At 57.7% G+C, this 17289-nt stretch carries 17 protein-coding genes and 3 tRNA genes; 9 read left to right on the top strand and 11 right to left on the bottom strand.

From position 1 onward, the window contains the following. Positions 1–22: 22 nt before the first annotated feature. From OXR61_RS18405 to OXR61_RS18390, 4 genes are all read right to left on the bottom strand, one after another. Complete coding sequence (locus OXR61_RS18405; protein WP_031279568.1) at positions 23–619, bottom strand: SH3 domain-containing protein; 597 nt, start codon at positions 617–619, stop codon at positions 23–25. An 865-nt stretch (positions 620–1484) separates the two neighbouring features. Next, complete coding sequence (yjjG, locus tag OXR61_RS18400; RefSeq protein WP_021506777.1) at positions 1485–2165, bottom strand: pyrimidine 5'-nucleotidase; 681 nt, start codon at positions 2163–2165, stop codon at positions 1485–1487. A 20-nt stretch (positions 2166–2185) separates the two neighbouring features. Then, positions 2186–2626 (bottom strand): ribosomal protein S18-alanine N-acetyltransferase, encoded by a 441-nt coding sequence (gene rimI, locus OXR61_RS18395; RefSeq protein WP_021506776.1) that lies wholly within the window; start codon positions 2624–2626, stop codon positions 2186–2188. Then, positions 2598–3008, bottom strand: coding sequence for a DNA polymerase III subunit psi (locus OXR61_RS18390; protein ID WP_031279565.1), 411 nt, complete (start codon positions 3006–3008; stop codon positions 2598–2600). Before OXR61_RS18390 ends, rimI begins: the two co-directional genes overlap by 29 nt. 106 nt (positions 3009–3114) lie before the next feature. Between OXR61_RS18390 and rsmC the strand changes: the two genes are divergently transcribed. From rsmC to OXR61_RS18370, 4 genes are all read left to right on the top strand, one after another. Then, a complete protein-coding gene (gene rsmC / locus OXR61_RS18385; protein ID WP_021506774.1) occupies positions 3115–4146 on the top strand; it encodes a 16S rRNA (guanine(1207)-N(2))-methyltransferase RsmC in 1032 nt (343 codons plus the stop codon). A gap of 144 nt (positions 4147–4290) precedes the next feature. Further along, positions 4291–4377: transfer RNA gene (locus tag OXR61_RS18380), tRNA-Leu, on the top strand. Positions 4378–4408: 31 nt separating this feature from the next. Further along, a tRNA-Leu gene (locus OXR61_RS18375) sits at positions 4409–4495 on the top strand. A 28-nt stretch (positions 4496–4523) separates the two neighbouring features. After that, positions 4524–4610 (top strand) — tRNA-Leu (locus OXR61_RS18370). An 89-nt stretch (positions 4611–4699) separates the two neighbouring features. Here OXR61_RS18370 and OXR61_RS18365 read toward each other — a convergent pair. Continuing rightward, the gene (locus tag OXR61_RS18365; protein ID WP_021506773.1) at positions 4700–4984 is read right to left on the bottom strand and encodes a DUF1435 domain-containing protein; all 285 of its coding nucleotides are present in this window, start codon (positions 4982–4984) and stop codon (positions 4700–4702) included. A gap of 229 nt (positions 4985–5213) precedes the next feature. Here OXR61_RS18365 and OXR61_RS18360 point away from each other — a divergent pair, with 229 nt between their 5' ends. The 3 genes from OXR61_RS18360 (at position 5214) to OXR61_RS18350 (ending at position 7807) form a co-directional block, all read left to right on the top strand. Beyond that, positions 5214–6308, top strand: coding sequence for a diguanylate cyclase (locus OXR61_RS18360; RefSeq protein ID WP_021506772.1), 1095 nt, complete (start codon positions 5214–5216; stop codon positions 6306–6308). 147 nt (positions 6309–6455) lie between these two features. Further along, the gene (fhuF, locus tag OXR61_RS18355) at positions 6456–7247 is read left to right on the top strand and encodes a siderophore-iron reductase FhuF (RefSeq protein ID WP_021506771.1); all 792 of its coding nucleotides are present in this window, start codon (positions 6456–6458) and stop codon (positions 7245–7247) included. A gap of 95 nt (positions 7248–7342) precedes the next feature. Then, on the top strand, positions 7343–7807 hold the full coding sequence (locus OXR61_RS18350) for a YbaK/EbsC family protein (RefSeq protein WP_021506770.1): 465 nt from the start codon (positions 7343–7345) through the stop codon (positions 7805–7807). On the opposite strand, the gene OXR61_RS18345 is transcribed toward OXR61_RS18350, so the two are convergent. From OXR61_RS18345 to OXR61_RS18330, 4 genes are all read right to left on the bottom strand, one after another. After that, entirely contained in the window at positions 7804–9024 is a 1221-nt protein-coding gene (locus OXR61_RS18345) for an MFS transporter (RefSeq protein ID WP_021506769.1), read from the bottom strand. The genes OXR61_RS18350 and OXR61_RS18345 overlap by 4 nt on opposite strands. A gap of 229 nt (positions 9025–9253) precedes the next feature. Next, positions 9254–10237 carry a nucleoside hydrolase gene (locus OXR61_RS18340; protein ID WP_021506768.1) on the bottom strand — a complete coding sequence of 328 codons (984 nt, stop codon included), beginning with the start codon at positions 10235–10237 and terminating at the stop codon, positions 9254–9256. 12 nt (positions 10238–10249) lie between these two features. After that, on the bottom strand, positions 10250–11272 hold the full coding sequence (locus tag OXR61_RS18335) for a LacI family DNA-binding transcriptional regulator (protein ID WP_031279563.1): 1023 nt from the start codon (positions 11270–11272) through the stop codon (positions 10250–10252). Positions 11273–11347: 75 nt separating this feature from the next. Then, positions 11348–12736, bottom strand: coding sequence for an MFS transporter (locus OXR61_RS18330; RefSeq protein WP_021506766.1), 1389 nt, complete (start codon positions 12734–12736; stop codon positions 11348–11350). Positions 12737–13321: 585 nt separating this feature from the next. Between OXR61_RS18330 and OXR61_RS18325 the strand changes: the two genes are divergently transcribed. Continuing rightward, complete coding sequence (locus OXR61_RS18325) at positions 13322–13876, top strand: histidine phosphatase family protein (RefSeq protein ID WP_021506764.1); 555 nt, start codon at positions 13322–13324, stop codon at positions 13874–13876. 15 nt (positions 13877–13891) lie between these two features. Here the strand turns inward: OXR61_RS18325 and OXR61_RS18320 are convergent, their stop codons facing one another. Beyond that, the gene (locus OXR61_RS18320; protein WP_267412514.1) at positions 13892–14845 is read right to left on the bottom strand and encodes a WD40 repeat domain-containing protein; all 954 of its coding nucleotides are present in this window, start codon (positions 14843–14845) and stop codon (positions 13892–13894) included. Between the two features lie 414 nt (positions 14846–15259). On the opposite strand from OXR61_RS18320, the gene OXR61_RS18315 reads away from it, so the two are divergent. Beyond that, on the top strand, positions 15260–16279 hold the full coding sequence (locus tag OXR61_RS18315) for a capsular polysaccharide synthesis protein (RefSeq protein ID WP_021506762.1): 1020 nt from the start codon (positions 15260–15262) through the stop codon (positions 16277–16279). On the opposite strand, the gene OXR61_RS18310 is transcribed toward OXR61_RS18315, so the two are convergent. Continuing rightward, on the bottom strand, positions 16253–17176 hold the full coding sequence (locus OXR61_RS18310; protein ID WP_021506761.1) for a LysR family transcriptional regulator: 924 nt from the start codon (positions 17174–17176) through the stop codon (positions 16253–16255). The genes OXR61_RS18315 and OXR61_RS18310 overlap by 27 nt on opposite strands. Positions 17177–17289: the final 113 nt, after the last annotated feature.

Genomic DNA, 17289 nt, shown 5'->3' with positions numbered 1-17289 from the left:
TCAGCCCTCCCTGCTTACCGTGTTAGTTGATGATCCAGGTGCCGCTGTTGCTGTTCTGGCACGCTTTGCTGTCGCCATCCACCGCGACGCAGGTCTTTTTCTTGCTGCTGGCGCGGGCGCGACGCTTCGGCTGGTCCGCTTTGATGGTCTGCTCATACAGCGCGCTTTTCACCACCGCGCGGAACGGGACATAACCGATCAGCTGTACCGCAGGCTGAGCCGCCGGCTGCTGCGCTTTTTTGTCATCGGCCGGTGCAGTCTCAGGCTGCGCTTCGTCTGCGGCCTGCGCCGACTCGCCAAGTGCCAGCCAGTTGTTTTCAACCTGGCCAATCACGGTGTAGGTTTCACCGCTTTTCAGCGTATCCACCACTTTGCCGCCGAAGCTCGGGCGGGTCATGATCGAAGCCGGATAGAGCGCGCGATAAGCCTCGTTCACCGGGCTGAACTGTGCCGGCGGCTGGACGGCATAACGGTGCGACAGCGTGACGCCGTCAACGGTGCTACTGACAATAGTGTCGTCTGTCATCTTTGGCGGTGCTTTACAGCCAGCCACTGCGAAAACAAACATCAGGCCCAACGCCATACGGAGATTCACCATTTTCTTCATGTTTAGTTCCATTAACGCCTAAAAAGTGGCCAGAGGCCGGTTAAGAGCAAAATGAACCGTGCACACGGCGGGAGCCGGCGTCGATTCAGTACCAGTTAAAAATTTGACCCTTTAATGAGTGTGGCTAACGCATCGCGCCAGCGAGGCAAAAATTGATCAGTCTGAATTAAGTATTAAAAATGCAACATTAGTGACAGGGATGATGTCGGAAGAATTCTGATCGTTTCACAAACGATCAGCAACATGATCAATTTTTGCTAAGCGAAGGGGTCGGCCACAGCCAAACCTCGGTTTCTCTTATGCCATCCCTGGTATAAAAACTATCACGTTCAATGAATCTGGTTAATCGGTAACGATTAAGAGGATAACAGCAACAACTTACGGCATTCGCTGACAGTAGTGCTATTTATTGAGATATATCAACAACATATAAAAGACTGGAAACATCATAGCTACCGCACGAGCCAGGTAAAACCTGCCCGTGAGCATGCAATCACAATCCATTTGTTAATGTCTGACGGAAGTTTACAGAAGCCTGACAAAATTTCAACGCGCCGCTAGCAGAGGAAATTAGTTCAGTAAAGGTTAACAAATATTTTTAATGCAAATTTGCGTCACTTTTGCCCGTAAACCTAAGACTATTCTTAGCAATCCATTAAAACTGTGAAAGATTGTAAATGAAAGATGAAAATTTGCTCGCGCGATCATTAAAAATTGTCATAAAAAAAATGGCGCTGAGCGGCACGCATTTTGTCTGCGCGCGATAAAACCCAGGCAGGCGATAAAAAAGGGGTGATAAAGACAAACTGGCAGTGAAAAAAACCAGCCAGGTGGACCAGGCTAGTTTAATTCGCTAAAATAGTGGGTATCGGGATTGTTAAGCAGTCAGAATAGATTGCAGCTCAGGCAAGGTTTTCACCTGCCAGGTGGGCGTGATGTGCGCCGGCAGCGGACGCGTGCCGTGATCGATCCAGCAGGTTTTCACGCCGGCATTCATACCACCGAGAATATCCGATTCCGGCGTGTCGCCGACCATTAATACCCGGCGGCGATCGGGATTGCCCAGCAGCTGCAGCGTATGGTCAAAAATCGCCGCGTCCGGCTTGGGTACGCCCACCTGTTCGGAGATCACCAGCGCGTCAAAGTAGTCACGGAAACCGGTGCGTTCAAGGCGCGCCTGCTGCAGCGCCGTAAAACCGTTGGTGATGATGGCGATTTTTACCTTGCCCTTGAGCGTATCCAGCAGGCGGGCTGCGCCATCCAGCGGCAGGCAGATCTCGGCCATCGCATTAAGAAAGTCGCTGTTAAGCACTTCCGGTGCCACGCGCAGTTTTTCGCCCCACAGCGTGAAGCGGCGCGTCTGAAGCTGTAACGCTGAAATGGTGCCGTTCTGGTAATCGACCCACAGCGGTTTGTTGACGGCCTGATAATCAGCGTAATCCTGATCGCTGAAGTGCACGTCGTAGCTGGCAAACATGCGTTGCAGGCCGGCGAAGGCGTCAAAGTGGAAAAGTGTGTCATCCGCATCGAACAGGATGCAGTCCCAGTCGTTTAACATAGTGCCCCTTTTGAATAACATCAGAGCGTGAGCGCCATGATGATGGCATCCTCGCGCCCGCTGGCGGTGGGATAGTAGTTTGGCCGCACGCTGACCTGATGAAAATCCAGCTGCTGATACAGCGCAATGGCGGGCTGATTGGAGGCGCGTACCTCCAGCCACAGCGTCATTACCGCACGCTGCTCCAGTTCGGTAATCAGCTGCTGTAGCAGCTGACGCGCATAGCCGCGGCGCTGGAACGCGGGATCGACCGCGATGTTGAACAGCGACGCTTCATCCAGCACCACCTGGGTGATGGCGAAGCCGGCCAGCTGGCCGTCCGCGTGCAGGCAAAGATTGACGTAACGTTCGCCCTGATTGCTGGCAAAGGTCTGCTCGCTCCACGGAAACGCATGCGCGCGGCGCTCGATCTCCAGCAGCCGCGGCTGTAAATCAGGGGTGATGAAAGAGATGGCTGTCATGGTTACACATCTGTTGCCACAGCGCGCGTTTGGCCGCGCCGCTGCTGATTAATTCATTGAAAACGGCGCTGGTGAACGTGATGCCGTTAAAAGGATGATCGCTGGTCACGCCCAGCAGCCAGCCGGCACAGTCGACCTGCTCCGGCAGCATCGGCAGCTGTTCTGGCGTCAGCGTCATTACCTGCCCCGGCTGAATGCTCAGCGTCCGCAGTACGTCACGCACCAGCGGCTCCTGCAGATCCGGCGCCTGCTCAGCGACCAGCACCAGCCGCGTGTCCGGCGTTAGCGTGACGGCAATTTCGCCTTGCAGCACGCGCGGACGTCGCAGCTGATACTGCGTAATCCCCATTTGCTGTAGAAGCCAGTCGCGCCTTGTGCTCATGCTGTTACCTGTAATCCTGCCAGAATGCGACGCTATGCTAGCAAACCCATCGAACATGCGCCAACAAAGCACTATAATCGCCGCTCTGATTTAACAGGAGCGTTCCATGTCTGCTTTTACCCCGGCCAGCGAAGTGATTCTGCGCCACAGTGATGAATTTACCGCCCGCCACGTACTGTTCGCCGGCGACCTGCAGGATGACCTGCCCGCCCAGCTGGAGACCGCGTCGAGCCGCGTGCACACTCAACAGTACCATCACTGGCAGAACCTCAGCCGTCGCCTCGGTGAACGGGCAGTGTACGGGCTGGTGGCCGGTGCGGCCGACGTAGCCGGTTGCGACACGCTGGTCTATTTCTGGCCGAAGAACAAACCGGAAGCGCAGTTCCAGCTGCAAAACCTGCTGTCGCTGCTGCCGCTGGGCTGCGATATTTTTGTCGTCGGTGAAAACCGCAGCGGCGTGCGCAGCGCCGAAGGCATGCTGGAGAACTGGGCGACGCTGGAGAAGATCGACAGCGCGCGCCGCTGCGGGCTGTATCACGGCCAGCTGACGCAGCAGGCCAGCTTTGACGCCAGCGCGTTCGGCAATCGCTATCAGCTGGACGATCTCACCATTCATACCCTGCCGGGCGTGTTCAGCCGCGACGGGCTGGATATCGGCAGCGATCTGCTGCTTTCCACGCTGACGCCGCACACCAAAGGCAAAGTGCTGGATATCGGCTGTGGCAGTGGCGTATTAGCCGCCGCGCTGGCGCAGCATTCGCCGAAAGTCCGGCTGTGGCTGTGCGATGTGCACGCCGCCGCCATCGAGGCGAGTAAAGCCACGCTGGCCGCTAACGGCCTGGAAGGCGAAGTGTTTGCCAGTAACGTGTTCTCAGACGTCAGCGGCCGTTTTGATCTGATCATCTCTAACCCGCCGTTCCATGACGGGCTGCAAACCAGCCTTGATGCCGCCCACACGCTGATTCGCGGTGCGGTGAAGCATCTCAACAGCGGCGGCGAGCTGCGCATCGTGGCCAACGCCTTCCTGCCTTATCCGCAGGTGCTGGATGAAACCTTCGGTAACCATGAAGTGCTGTCGCAGACCGGCCGCTTCAAAGTGTATCGCGCCGTATATGGCCGCGGCGCGAAAGCGCGCTAAGCGTAGTAAAATCCGCGATGCGACGGGGAAAACGTTGCTTTTTGCAGCAGTCGTTTCACCGTCGCAAAATATGTGTTGACGCAATGAGTAAAATCTCTAAAATGCGCCTCCGTGGTTAGCAATACTGTAATGTATTGCAGGTAGGCGAAGGTGGCGGAATTGGTAGACGCGCTAGCTTCAGGTGTTAGTGTCCTTACGGACGTGAGGGTTCAAGTCCCTCTCTTCGCACCAATAATCACAGAGTTTATATCGCGTGCACTGCGCGAAGGTGGCGGAATTGGTAGACGCGCTAGCTTCAGGTGTTAGTGTTCTTACGGACGTGAGGGTTCAAGTCCCTCTCTTCGCACCATGCGGTGGTATAAACAGACAACTACGATGCGAAGGTGGCGGAATTGGTAGACGCGCTAGCTTCAGGTGTTAGTGTTCTTACGGACGTGAGGGTTCAAGTCCCTCTCTTCGCACCAACGTTGTCACACTTGTTCTGCAGTACATCCCCATTGATTGTTACCGCTGCTATCACGCCTTTGCGTGATATTGTCGTTTCTGCTCGCCGTTAAATGACGTGAAAATTCACCGAGATAGCCGCCAGACCGCCCGCCAGCGCCAGGCAGGAAGGCAGCAGCAGATAATGACGCAGACGATGGTGGAACAGCATCATCACGGTGAGTAGCAGCGCGACGATCATCACTAAGCGCCACTGGCTGAAACTCGGCTCCCACAGTGCAAACACCGGCATGGCCGCACAGGGCAGCAATACGCCCCAGCCGCTATCCAGACGTTTTCCCATCACCCAGCTTACGCCCCACAAGCCGCAGGCGGCCATCATCGCCATGATCATCGCGCAACCCTTCAAATGATAAATATTCCCATTATCATATGACAATATTTCTCATCTTGCAGCGAATTTTTTGCCCTGCCCGCGCCGGATGACAGAATTACTGGAAAATGATAGATTGCCGCCGATAACTATTTTGATAACACAGCAAAAACGTGCTCACTATCCGCGTTGTGGGATTATTTCCTGCGGGTAGCGCTTTGATATTTCAGGGCTGTCACGAGTAATAATAATGAAATTACAATCTTATGATGAGTTGAAACACAGCAAGTATCGGCTGTCGCTGATGCTATTTTTGTTTTTGAATGTCGCCGTTTCGCTTTTTTGTCTGCTGCCGTTTTTCGGCACGGATAATCCCATCAATTCGCTGCCGGTAACACTGGTGGCGGGCTTTAGCACCACGCTGCTGGCGCTATGTTTAATCGCGCCAAATCTAAAATTCCCGTTATTAAATCCTGTCGCATTGCTATTAGGCGCGCTGTGGGCCTGGCATATCAATCATCGTTACCATCTGGTGTTTTATTTTGACGGTAGCTTTTTAATAATCAGTCTGCTGAGCGTATTTTTTATCAGCGCGATTGCCCTGAGTGATTATTTGCTTGCGTTCTGTTTACATATTACGCCACCGGTATTAACCGTACTGTTACTGGACGATGGTCAGCATTTAATGACCATTCTGTTCACCATTACGCTGCCGCTGATCGGCTTCTCGCTGCACCACTTGATGCGCCGCCGCTTCGACACCTTCACCCTGCGGCTGGTGCGTCAGCTGTATGAGGAGAAGCAAAGTTTCAGCGACCTGAGCATGCTCGATCCGCTCACCGGCCTGTATAACCGGCGCGGGCTGAAGAACCGGCTGGATACCATCATGGAAAATCATGCCGGCAGCCACTTTGTGCTGCTGCTGGATATCGATCACTTCAAGGCCTACAACGATAACTACGGTCATGCCATGGGCGATCAGGCGCTGGCGCGGGTGTCGGTTGCCATTCGCGATGCGGTGCGCTCGCGCGATGTGGTGACGCGCTACGGCGGCGAAGAGTTTCTGGTGCTGATGACCAATGTTAACGCCTCGATTGCCATGAAGCTGGCCGAACGCATCCGTCAGTACGTGGTTGATCTCGAAATTCCCCACCGCTTCAATGATAAAGTCTCGACCCACGTGACCATCAGCGCCGGTATCGCGCCGATTTTCGCAGAAGACTTCGACCAGGCGGTGGCCAACGCCGACCGCGCGCTGTATGTGGCGAAGAATCAGGGACGTAACACCATTCTGGCGTGGGAGGATTTACCGAAGCTTGCGCCGGTAAGCAGCGATCTGGTGTAAGCGGTGCGGCGACAACGCCGCGCCCGCTCCGGGGGATTTCACGCAAAATGCGCGGTGGCCAGGCAGTGGGCGCTGCTGGCATCTTGCTCAGTGAATCGGGAACGATTATCATTTGTTTTTCGCTTCCCGTTTTCACTCAGGAGCCGCATGGCCATCATCACGCGTCAGGATCATCGCTTTAGCGCGCATCCGCTGATCTTTATGCAGAGCGATCGCAGCTTAGCCAGCGCGCTGGAAGATCTGATGTGCGACCAGCGCAGCTACATGCGGGAAAACGTGAAGCTGGGCCAGCCGGCCCCCGCAGGAACCCTGACGCTGGCCGAATGGTCCACGCCGTTTCACTATCGCCGCCTGACGCAGCGCTACAGCGACTATCTCTATCGCCACCATCCCGATGTTCCGCAGGAAGCCAAACCGCTGCAGTCGCTGTGGGCCCAGTGGTATTTTGGCCTGCTGCTGCCGCCATTAATGCTGGCGTTGCTGCAGGAGCCGCGCGCGCTCGACTGCTCGCCGCAGCGTATCCACGTTGAGTTCCACGAAAACGGCCATCCCTGCGCCTTCTGGATTGATGTGCAGGAGGATGAGGATGCGCGCTATCTCAATCCGCAGCAGCGTATCGAACGCCTGATTCAGCACAGCCTGATCCCCGCCGTCAACGGCATGGCGCAGCACGGTGACATCAACGCGCGGCTAATCTGGAACAACTTAGGCTTCTCGTTTTACTGGTTCCTTGGCGAACTGCAGCAGCTGCCTGCGGCCACCCGGCATCAACTGGAACAGGCGCTGTTTTTCAGCAAATCCCTGTCCGACGGCAGTGATAATCCGCTGTATCGCACCATGATCCCGCGTAACGGCGCGATGGAACGCCGCAGCTGCTGCCAGCGCTATCGCATTCCGGACGTCGAACGCTGCGGTAACTGCACGTTAAATGCCGTGTAAGCGCGGCGTATTCTGTTACAGATTCTCCGTTTCTCCCGTTTACAGCTTTCCCGCCTTATGGCAGCTTTTACGCTCTGTTTTTACCGGAGAAAAAAATGAGCCTGGAGTCGGTACGGCACTTCTTTGCCGAACACGCACCGGATATCGACATCATCGAGATGCCGGAAAGCACTGCCACCGTAGAACTGGCCGCACGCGTACATGGCGTGGCGCCGGGGCAAATCGCCAAAACCCTGTCGCTGAAAGTGAAAGAGAGCGTGGTGCTGATTGTCACACGCGGCGACGCCCGGCTGGATAACCGCAAGCTGAAGGCAGCGCTCGGGGCAAAAGCGCGCATGCTGAGCGTGGATGAAGTGGTGAACTGGACCGGCCATCCGGTCGGCGGCGTGTGCCCGTTCGGGCTGGAAAATCCGCTGACCGTCTATTGCGATGTGTCGCTGCGCAGTTTCGATGAAGTGTTACCTGCGGCCGGTTCGATTCACAGCGCGGTGCGCATTTCGCCGCAGCGCATGGCTGAACTCACCGCGGCGAAATGGATTGACGTCTGCGAGGCGCGTTAACGCGTCTCTTTCGCCACCGCCCCGGATATTTCGATGCCGCGCGTCTCGCGGCCAAACGCCACGAACACGCAAATTAGTACCGCCACCGTGCCGGCGACAATCGCCATGCCCAGCCCGTAGTTACCGCCGTGGGCTTCGGCGATGCGTGACTGCAGCGTGGCGTTGACCGAAGCAATTAAATTCCCCAGCTGGTAAACGAAGCCCGGCAGTACCGCACGCGCATTGGCCGGCACCAGCTCGGTCAGGTAGGTCGGTACCACGCCCCATGCGCCCTGCACCATAAACTGCATCAGGAACGCGCCGATACCAATCGCCCAGGAACCGCTGGAGAATGCCCACAGCGGCAGCACCGGCAGCGCCAGAAACGACGCCAGCATAATGGCTTTTTTACGCCCGATACGCTCGGACAGCGAGCCGAACGTAATGCCGCCGAGCATCGCCGCGATGTTATAGCCGATGGCGATAATACTCACCGTGTGGGCGTCAAACTGGTGCTGCACTTTCAGGAACGTCGGGTAGAGATCCTGCGTGCCGTGGCTGAAGAAGTTAAAACAGGCCATCAGCAGCACCATGTAAATACAGATTTTCCAGTGCTGGCGGATGATGGGCAGCAGCGCGTGATTCTCTTTACGCTCGCGCGCCGCCAGCCATACCGGCGATTCCGGCACTTTAAAATAGATAAACGGCAGCAGCAGAATCGGCAACGCGCCAATCAGGAACATGCCACGCCAGCCCACCTGTTCGAAGAACAGGCCAAACACTATCGACGCCAGCAGATAGCCGCACGGATAACCGGCCTGGAAGATGCCGGACATCAGGCCGCGCGAACGGTCGGGAATGGTTTCCATCGCCAGCGAAGAGGCCACGCCCCAGATACCGCCCATCGCCACGCCGTAAATCACGCGGAAGGTCAGGAAGGCAGCAAAGTTGGGCGACCATGCCGACAGCAACTCAAACAGCGAAAACAGCACAATGTTGAGCATCAGGATCGGCCGGCGGCCATATTTTTCCGCCAGCCGGCCAAAGATCAATGCGCCTACCGGCCGTACGGCCAGCGTCAGCATAATGGCAATGGAAACATCGGAGACGCTGGTGTTGAAGTAGCGCGCAAGATCGCTGAGCACAAACACCAGAATAAAGAAGTCGAACGCATCCAGCGTCCAGCTGGCGAAACTGGCGAAAGCCACGTTGCGCTGGGTCGCAGTCCAGTTAAACATAAGGGTATCCTGTCTGATTGCTTCCGGCTCGCGGCCAGATTTTTATTGGAACGTTATCCAGCGAATGGTTGCACTGGTTATTATTGTGTTAACCATTTGTATATAGCATGTCAGAAAGGCGCCGCGCGGCGGGGAATTGTCAGCGAGTGATTCGCGATGTAAGGAAGCGTGTCGGCAGGAAAGCGGCGCGCGTTACTCCGGCCGGGAGACCGCGCGCCGCAGCAAAATCTCAGCGTTTCAAACCGTTGAACGTCTGCTCAATCACTTCCAGCAGCAGCGGATTGTTTACGTTCTGCATCACATGCACCAGCGCGCCCGCGTCCGCCGGCACGCCAACGTCCAGCCGCAGCGGCGTGCGGTAGCGCCAGGTCTTGCCGCGCGTGGCACCGGGACGCAGCTCGATATCGACGTGATAATCCACGCCGTCCGCCACGCGCTGGTTGAGCAGCCAGGCAATGACCAGCGCATCGTGGATCCAGCAGCCCGGCAGATGGCGGGTGCGGATGGAGTAATCAATCCACGGTCGCAGCGTTTCGCGCACAAACTGCGGCAGTGGATGATCGCAGGCGGTCAGGCGCGTCAGATCCTGATGGGTCAGCAGCGTCTGCGTGGTGGCATCCATCGGCACCAGCGTGATGGTGGCGCCGCTGTGCAGCACCTGATGCGCCGCTTCCGGATCGAGGCCAAAATTGGTGTCTTTGATGTAGTCATCCAGCGCGAACACGCCGCCCATGATGACGATCTCCGCTACGGAATCCGCCATCTGCGGATAGCGCTGCAGCGCCTGCGCCACATTGGTCAGCGGGCCGATCGCCACCAGCGTAAACTCGCCGGGATTGTCACAAATCAGCTGGCCCATCACGCCCGCCGCATCGTTGCCGTCCGCTGCCACCGTCTGCGGCTGACGCACACCGCGCCACAGTTCGCCCAGCGCCGGGTCGGCGACGTTATCCAGCCGCGCGCGCCACGGCGCCGGATCTTCGCGCAGCGCCTGCAGCGCGCCCTGCACTACCGGAATGTTCAGTCCGAGCCGCTGCAGCAGATCTTTAGCCACCCGCGCTCCCACCGCGCTCGGCGTGTTGCCGCTCACGGTGGTGATCAGCTCAACGGCCAGCGCGCGTGACGCCAGCGCTAAGGCCAGCGCCAGCCCGTCATCGGTGTTAGCGCCAGCAATACCATTCCCCGGATCACAATCAATAATTAGTCTTTTCATAATGTTATATATTTATTTTTGTTGAGGATGCGGGCAGCCACAGGACTCACCGATTTCCAGATGGTGAGGAAATTCGGCCAGCTGCGCCTCGCCATGACCGTTTTTCAGCATGGCGATGGCGCTGCGTGCCATTTCGCGCAGCGGCTGGCGCACGGTGGTGAGCGTGGGCACATGAAAGGCCGATTGCTCGGTACCGTTGAAACACACCAGCGCGACATCTTGCGGCACACGCAGACCGTGTTCGGACAGCGCGCGGATACAGCCAATCGCCTGCCCTTCGTTACTGGTAAACAGCGCGCGCGGCACCCGGCCGCTGGCAATCATGCGCTGCCCGGCGTCGTAACCGCCCTGGCGCGAATAGCCGGCCGGAAAAATCAGCGCTTCATCTACCGTCAGCCCGTGCTGCGCCATGGCATCGCGCCAGCCCTGAATACGATCCTGCGCGTTAAGCATCTCACGCGGACCGCTGATCATGCCGACCTGCTGATAGCCGTGGCTGAGCAGATGCGCCGTGACCTGACGCGCCGCTTCACGTTCGTTCACGCACAGCATGCTGACGCCGGGGCGCGGTTCGATGCGGTCCAGCATCACCAGCGGCGTTCCGCTCGCCTGGATGACATCAATATAGGGATGGCGATCGACGCTGGTGTAAAACAGGCCATCCACCTGACGATTCAGCAAACCCTGAATCAGCTCCAGCTCGCGCTGGCGATCGTCGCCGGCATCGCCCAGCAGCATTACGTGGCCGTGGTTCAGCGACTCCTGCAGCAGCACGTGCGCCATTGAGGCGACAAACGGGTTTGCGATATTCGGCACGATCAGGCCAAAGGTTTTGGTACTGCCGGAGGCCAGTGCGCGCGCCACCGCATTCGGGCGATAGCCGGTTTGCTGGATGGCGGCCAGCACGCGCTGACGCGTGGCTTCGGCCACCGGACGCGGTCCGTTGTTGATCACATAGCTGACCACCGCCACCGAGGTTCCGGCGGCTTTGGCGACGTCACTGCGTGTCACATTTCCGGTTGGGGATTTCGCCAATATTGCCTCTGCGTTAATGCCGCTGGCCGGGAGTACCGGCCAGCGTAATCAAAGAATGTTGCACGATCCTGCGCGTCAGATAGCATCCTCCGGCAGATTCAGATCGCGTCCGCGCGTTTCCGGTGCCACAAAGGTGGTGAGGAAACCGATGGTCGCCATGGCCGAGAAGTACACGGCAATCGGCCACCAGTGGCCGGTAAACGACAGCAGCGCCGCCGCCACCAGCGGTGCGGTGCCTCCTGAAAGAATAGACCCCAGCTCTTTGGCAACCGCCATTTTGGTGTAACGGTGTTTAACGCCAAACATCTCTACGCCCCATGCCGCCTGCACGCCAAAGATGCCCAGCGACGCCAGCGCCATCCCCACCACAATCACCGGAATCACGATGGCCGGCTCGCGGCTGTCCATCAGGCTAAAGGCGGGCCAGGCGTAAACCATCAGTAACAGGCAGAAGCCGCGATAGGTGATGCGTCGGCCAAAGCGGTCCGACAGCCAGCCGGCAAACGGGATGATCAGGAAACCGAGCAGCGAGGCGATGAATACCGCGGTGGTCGGCACCGATTTGTCCAGCATCAGCACTTTGGCGACGTAGCCGACGATAAAGCCCTGTGCCAGATAGGACGGGCCGTTCTCACCGATGCGCAGCCCCACCATGGTCCAGAAGGCGCGGCTGCGCTGCCAGAAGCTGCGGCTGTCGGGTTGCGTCGCGCTTTGCGCCAGCGTTTCATGGCGCTGCGCCTGCAGTTCCGCCTGCTGACGCTCAAACACCGGCGTTTCACGCAGATGACGGCGAATCCACAGCGCGACCGCAGCAATCAGCACGCTGCTGAGGAACGGAATACGCCAGCCCCAGTCGAGCAGCGTGGCTTTATCCATCTGAATCACCGCCAGCCACACCAGCGACGCAATCAGCGTGCCGCTGTTGGAACCAAGCGCAATCACCGACGACACCAGGCCACGGCGCTCAACCGGCGCGTATTCACCCAGCATCACCGTGCCGCCCGAGAGCTCAGCGCCGGCGCCCAGCCCCTGCGTGAAACGCAGCAGCACCAGGCAGGCCGGCGCCCACAGACCAATCGTTGCATAGGAAGGAATCAGGCCGATCAGCGTGGTCGAAGCGCCCATCAGAATGATGGTGCTGATCATCACTACCTTGCGGCCCTTGCGATCGCCAATCCAGCCAAACAGCAGCGCCCCGATCGGGCGTGCAATAAAGCCGACCGACCAGGTGGCAAAGCTGGAGAGCAGCGCCATTGCCGGGGTGGCTTCGGGAAAGAACACATCGCCAAAAATGATGCCGGCAGCGAGGCCATACAGGGCGAAATCCGCGTATTCCATCGCGGTGCCCAGCCAGCAGGAGAAGGTGGCGCGCCAGAAATCTTTGCGCCCGGAGGTGGTTTCCAGCCGCGCATCGGCGGCGGAAGCGGGTGAACCTTGTTGCGTAACGGAGTGATGTACCGTCATAACCATTTCCCTGAAAGAGGTGAAAACAGTAAACGCCCATCCGTGGGTCGGTTCCCTGGCAACAAGCGGAACTCCCCGGTGGCGACGTTCAGTAGGCAAACCTGGATGAAAGGTCAGTAAAGAATTCCCTGGTGTTGGAATTCATCTATTTGCCTGATTTCGCCGATGTTTTTTTCATCGATCGCATTAGCACGGCAAATGTAACTGGGTCATCTCAAGGCCAACTTCGTCTCTGGCACCGTGAGTTGTCACTGTGAAGACAGTCTATCTACGCGCGTAGATAAATCAAGTGACCAACAGGAAAATAATTAACTTATCTTCACAATGGTGCAGGAGAAAAAGATAAAAACGGCGTTAATTCATGACATTACATTACAGCCAGCGTCATTAAAAAATCCACGCACGCTGCGTGATTAACGACTATTGCTTATCATTGGCAAAAACGGCGACCAAACTTTCACCGCGCCGTTTTCGCACATTTCAGTTAAGTTTTGATGACACCCGGGCATTATTCTTAAAACCGCCCGGGCCGCGCGAAATCCTGCGCGCCTGCAGTAGACTGGATGACCTTCACTCAGGAGCATTATGACCATTATCCTCATGCGACACGGCAAGCCAGACCATCCGGTAAGCGGGCGCTTTACGGCGCGGGCGCTGGCGGACTGGTGTGAAGGCTACGACCAGGCGGTGATTTGTGATGCGCCGCCGCCGCGCAGTATGGCGATTGCGCGCATGGCCAGCGTGATTGCCTGCAGCCCGTTGCCGCGCGCGCGTTCGTCGCTGGCGCGGCTTGGCCTGCAGGCGCAGGACGTGGATGAGGTGTTCAGTGAAGTGGCGATGCCGCTACTGCCGTTTGCGCGCCTGCATCTGCCGCTGACGCTGTGGCTGGCACTGCTGCGCCTGCTGTGGCTGTGCGGTTACGCCGGACGCGTGGAATCAGTGCAGCATGCCCGGCAGCGCGCGCAGCGGGCGGCAGACAAACTGATTGCCCTGTCGCAACAGGGCACGGTGCTGCTGGTGGGCCACGGTATTATGAACAAACTGATTGCGCGCCAACTGCGCAAGCGCGGCTGGCAGGCAGAAAAACACGCCAGCAGCCGCCACTGGAGCAGCGCTATTTATCACCGGCCGTTTATTTGATGGCGGCCGTCGCACTCAGGACGACAGCTGAAAGTAGCTCAGGACTTCGCATCCGGTGCCAGCCTGCGGCGTGGCGATGACCTTCATCTGCGTCAGGTCGATCAGGCTAAGCGAACCGTCACCCTGATTAGCGATCAGCAGGCTGCGGTTATCGGCGCTAAAACAGCCATCCATCGGCTGATTGCCGACCGCAACGTCACCCAATGGATTAAGCAAGTCGTCAAACAGCGTCACCACTCCTTCCCCGTCGCCAATTGCCACCAGCCGCTCACCGCTGGCACTGAAGCGCACCACCTGGCATGGCTGCTGATGGCCGGGCAACGTAATGCGCTGGCGGATACGATGGCTCTGACGATCCACCACGTACAGCAGCGGCGCGTCTGCCGCGCTGGCCACCAGATAGGGGTGCTTTGGCGAGGCGGCAATGCCGGCAATCGGTCCTGGCAGCAGGATGTTATCAATGATGCGCCCTTCCGCCTCGCACAGATCCACCACCGTGATGCTGGCGTCCTCTTCGTTTTCAGTAAACAGCTTGCGGCCGCTGGGCGACAGCGTCAGCCGGTGCGCGTTGTGCGACGGCAGCCGGATGGTTTTCTCCAGCGTGTCGCTGTGCGGATCGATCACCGCCACCGCGGCACTGTGTTCACAGCATAGATACACTTTGCCATCGCGCCCCAGCTGGCCGCTGTGCGGCGCCTTGAGCGGTGACAGATCGATAAAGCCGCGAATCTGCCGCCGGCGCAAATCGATAATCGCCACCTTGTGCCCCGGATGCGGATTGTCGCCGTGGACGCCATCACCGTAGATCGGCACATACGCCTTCTCCAGCGCGGGCAGCATCACTAGCTCATGCGGTCGCGGCGGTAAGGCATTCAGCTCCTGCTCAACGGCGAAGCTGTCGGGATTGAGAAACAGCACGCGGTTGCCCTGCTTATCAACCGCCAGTAACCCACGCTTGTGTGGCTGCATAGTGCCTCCTTTTTTTCGTTGCCTGCTCTAAGCGTAGCTAACCTGCCTTCGCGTTGGGCAAGCGGCGGCGAGGCCAGAGGAAAATACAGCGCGGTTAACGGACCGCCGATCGCGCATTTTTATTCCGCGCCGCGGCCTGCGCCTGCAGAGGGTTATTTTATTAGGAATAGTCTTAATCGATAAAAATAAAAAACGCCGTCCCTCATCATTTTATTGATACCTCTTTTTATCCATCGCGGATCCCGGCGTTTCCGGTAAATCTGAAAGCGAAAAAAATTCGTAGCCTTGCCGCTGCGGATCGATTATTAAGCAAGGGTAGTCTTTTTACACACAGCCGTCAGGACACATAAGCGCGCTCAAGCCGCCAGCATCAGGGAATCCTTGCTCCCCATAATCACAATAATCAGGTGCATCATGACAAAAAAACGTCTCCAGCCAGCCCTTACGCTCTGGCAACACTGGCAGAGAATCGCCTTTACCGGCCAGACATTACTGCAGAAAAAACAGCATACTGCGCTCTGCGCGCCGGAATATGATCCCAGCGAAGAGGACAATATCGTGTTGCTTTCGGGTGAGAAAGCTCTGCCAGAAATACCCAAAAAAATCTGGATGTACTGGGACAATGAATATTTACCGAAATCGATGGCGTTAAATATCCAGCAGCTGCGTCAGGATAATCCCGACCATCAGGTGTATGTATTAAACCGTTTAACGCTTAAAGAAGTCCTGCCGGATTTTATTTTTACCTCGACACAATTAAGCGAGCAGCAAAAAAGTGAAGTCATTCGCCTCGAATTATTATTACGCTACGGCGGCATTGCGATTGACTGCAGCACGCTGTTATTTGAAGACCTGAGCTGGGTGCACCGTGCGCATCAGGAACGCCGCATGGATGTGATTGGCTATTACCGTGAAATTGCCACCGTCAACTATCTGGCACCGGTGATTGAAAACTGGTTTCTCGCCGCTGCGCCCAACAATCCTTTTATTCGCGAGTGGCAAAAACAGTACGCGCCGATCAAACATCTGGGGGCGCACAACTATTTTAATGAGCTGGCAAAGCGCGATGATTTTGCCCTGCTGACGCAGAAAATCGCCGAGCCGGCACAGCAGCTGGGTTCGCTGGCGCAGCAGGCGGCGATGCGCGAACATCGCCGCGTGAACCTGTATCTGCGTAAATGCGAGGCCAACGCGTATTACTATCAGCGGCTGAGCAACTGGCAAAGTGACGCCTTTGCGCACACGGTGCTATTCCATCAGCGCCCGCATACGCCGCCGCCGGTGATCAAGCTGAGCGGCATTGAGCAGCTGCATCTCGACTTCAATCTGCGTCTCGGTAACTATAACCGTCGCAGCCTGCTGGGGGCGATGATGCAGCCCACAGCACCGCTCAGCGCGCCGCTGGCCTCACCCATCAACAAAGCGCGTGCGTAGCCAGTGGATAAAGGTGGTGACGGCACGCGGTACCTGCGCTGCGTAAGGCCGCACCACCCACAGGCGGTCGGCAAAGGCATCGACCGCCTGCCACTCCGGCAGCACCTGCTGCAGCGTGCCGCTGGCCAGCGCCGCGCTGGCGCTGAAGTCCGGCAGCATGGCAATGCCCAACCCCTGCAGCGCAGCGTCACGAATCGACTCGCTGTTATTAGTGGCGAAATTACCCTGAATCTTCACCTGCACCGTTTCGCTGTCATCGCTGTGCAGACGAAAGCGCCACTGCGGCGACTCCAGCCCGCGCGGATAATAGAGGCAGTTATGCTGCTGCAGCGCCTGCGGCGTATCTGGCGTGCCGTGACGGGTCAGATAATCCGGCGCGGCCACCAGCAGCGTGCGCGTTTCACACAGCGGCAGCGCGACGTGCGTTTCCGGCAGCTGCTGGCTGTGGCGAATGGCAAGATCGAATCCTTCGCTGCCCAGCGACACCAGCCGATCGCTGACGTTGAGCTGCAACCGCACCTGCGGATAGTCGCGCAGAAAGTCGCCGATAATCGGCACCAGCTGCTGCCGGGCAAACGCTACCGGCGCGCTGATGCGCACCAGGCCGCGCACCGGCCCGGCTTCGTCACGCACGCTAAAGAAGCTCTGCGCGATGCGCGCAAACGGCTCGCGCAGGTCGTCCACCAGCTTTTCACCGGCCGACGTCAGCCGCACGCTGCGCGTGGTGCGCTGCACCAGCGCCACGCCCGCCATCTGCTCCAGTTCTTTGATTTTCTGGCTCATCGCCGCTTTACTGACATCCAGGCGTTCAGCCGCGCGGGTAAAACTGCCCTGTTCCGCCAGTACCGTCAGCCAGTGCAAATGCACCCAGAGTGCATCGGTTTTAATTTCTTTCATCAGGATTGTTCAAAATAATAAATAATCATTTTAATCAGCGCGCTTTTTCTTTCCGGCAGCAAGCGGCAGCATAGCGTTTCATCCTACTCTTTCCGCGTGGGCAAAAACGAGGA

Origin of the sequence: Pantoea sp. GM_Pan_4, from assembly GCF_026541005.1 — a bacterium.
GTDB lineage: Bacteria > Pseudomonadota > Gammaproteobacteria > Enterobacterales > Enterobacteriaceae > Pantoea > Pantoea dispersa.
The sequence above is the reverse complement of the archived record's forward strand: the minus strand, read 5'-3'. Positions and strand labels throughout refer to the sequence as shown.

Coding starts and splice junctions, on each gene's coding strand:
- OXR61_RS18405 (WP_031279568.1), bottom strand. CDS start 619: ATGGAACTAAACATGAAGAAAATGGTGAATCTCCGTATGGCGTTGGGC.
- yjjG (WP_021506777.1), bottom strand. CDS start 2,165: ATGTTAAACGACTGGGACTGCATCCTGTTCGATGCGGATGACACACTT.
- rimI (WP_021506776.1), bottom strand. CDS start 2,626: ATGACAGCCATCTCTTTCATCACCCCTGATTTACAGCCGCGGCTGCTG.
- OXR61_RS18390 (WP_031279565.1), bottom strand. CDS start 3,008: ATGAGCACAAGGCGCGACTGGCTTCTACAGCAAATGGGGATTACGCAG.
- rsmC (WP_021506774.1), top strand. CDS start 3,115: ATGTCTGCTTTTACCCCGGCCAGCGAAGTGATTCTGCGCCACAGTGAT.
- OXR61_RS18365 (WP_021506773.1), bottom strand. CDS start 4,984: ATGATCATGGCGATGATGGCCGCCTGCGGCTTGTGGGGCGTAAGCTGG.
- OXR61_RS18360 (WP_021506772.1), top strand. CDS start 5,214: ATGAAATTACAATCTTATGATGAGTTGAAACACAGCAAGTATCGGCTG.
- fhuF (WP_021506771.1), top strand. CDS start 6,456: ATGGCCATCATCACGCGTCAGGATCATCGCTTTAGCGCGCATCCGCTG.
- OXR61_RS18350 (WP_021506770.1), top strand. CDS start 7,343: ATGAGCCTGGAGTCGGTACGGCACTTCTTTGCCGAACACGCACCGGAT.
- OXR61_RS18345 (WP_021506769.1), bottom strand. CDS start 9,024: ATGTTTAACTGGACTGCGACCCAGCGCAACGTGGCTTTCGCCAGTTTC.
- OXR61_RS18340 (WP_021506768.1), bottom strand. CDS start 10,237: ATGAAAAGACTAATTATTGATTGTGATCCGGGGAATGGTATTGCTGGC.
- OXR61_RS18330 (WP_021506766.1), bottom strand. CDS start 12,736: ATGACGGTACATCACTCCGTTACGCAACAAGGTTCACCCGCTTCCGCC.
- OXR61_RS18325 (WP_021506764.1), top strand. CDS start 13,322: ATGACCATTATCCTCATGCGACACGGCAAGCCAGACCATCCGGTAAGC.
- OXR61_RS18320 (WP_267412514.1), bottom strand. CDS start 14,845: ATGCAGCCACACAAGCGTGGGTTACTGGCGGTTGATAAGCAGGGCAAC.
- OXR61_RS18315 (WP_021506762.1), top strand. CDS start 15,260: ATGACAAAAAAACGTCTCCAGCCAGCCCTTACGCTCTGGCAACACTGG.
- OXR61_RS18310 (WP_021506761.1), bottom strand. CDS start 17,176: ATGAAAGAAATTAAAACCGATGCACTCTGGGTGCATTTGCACTGGCTG.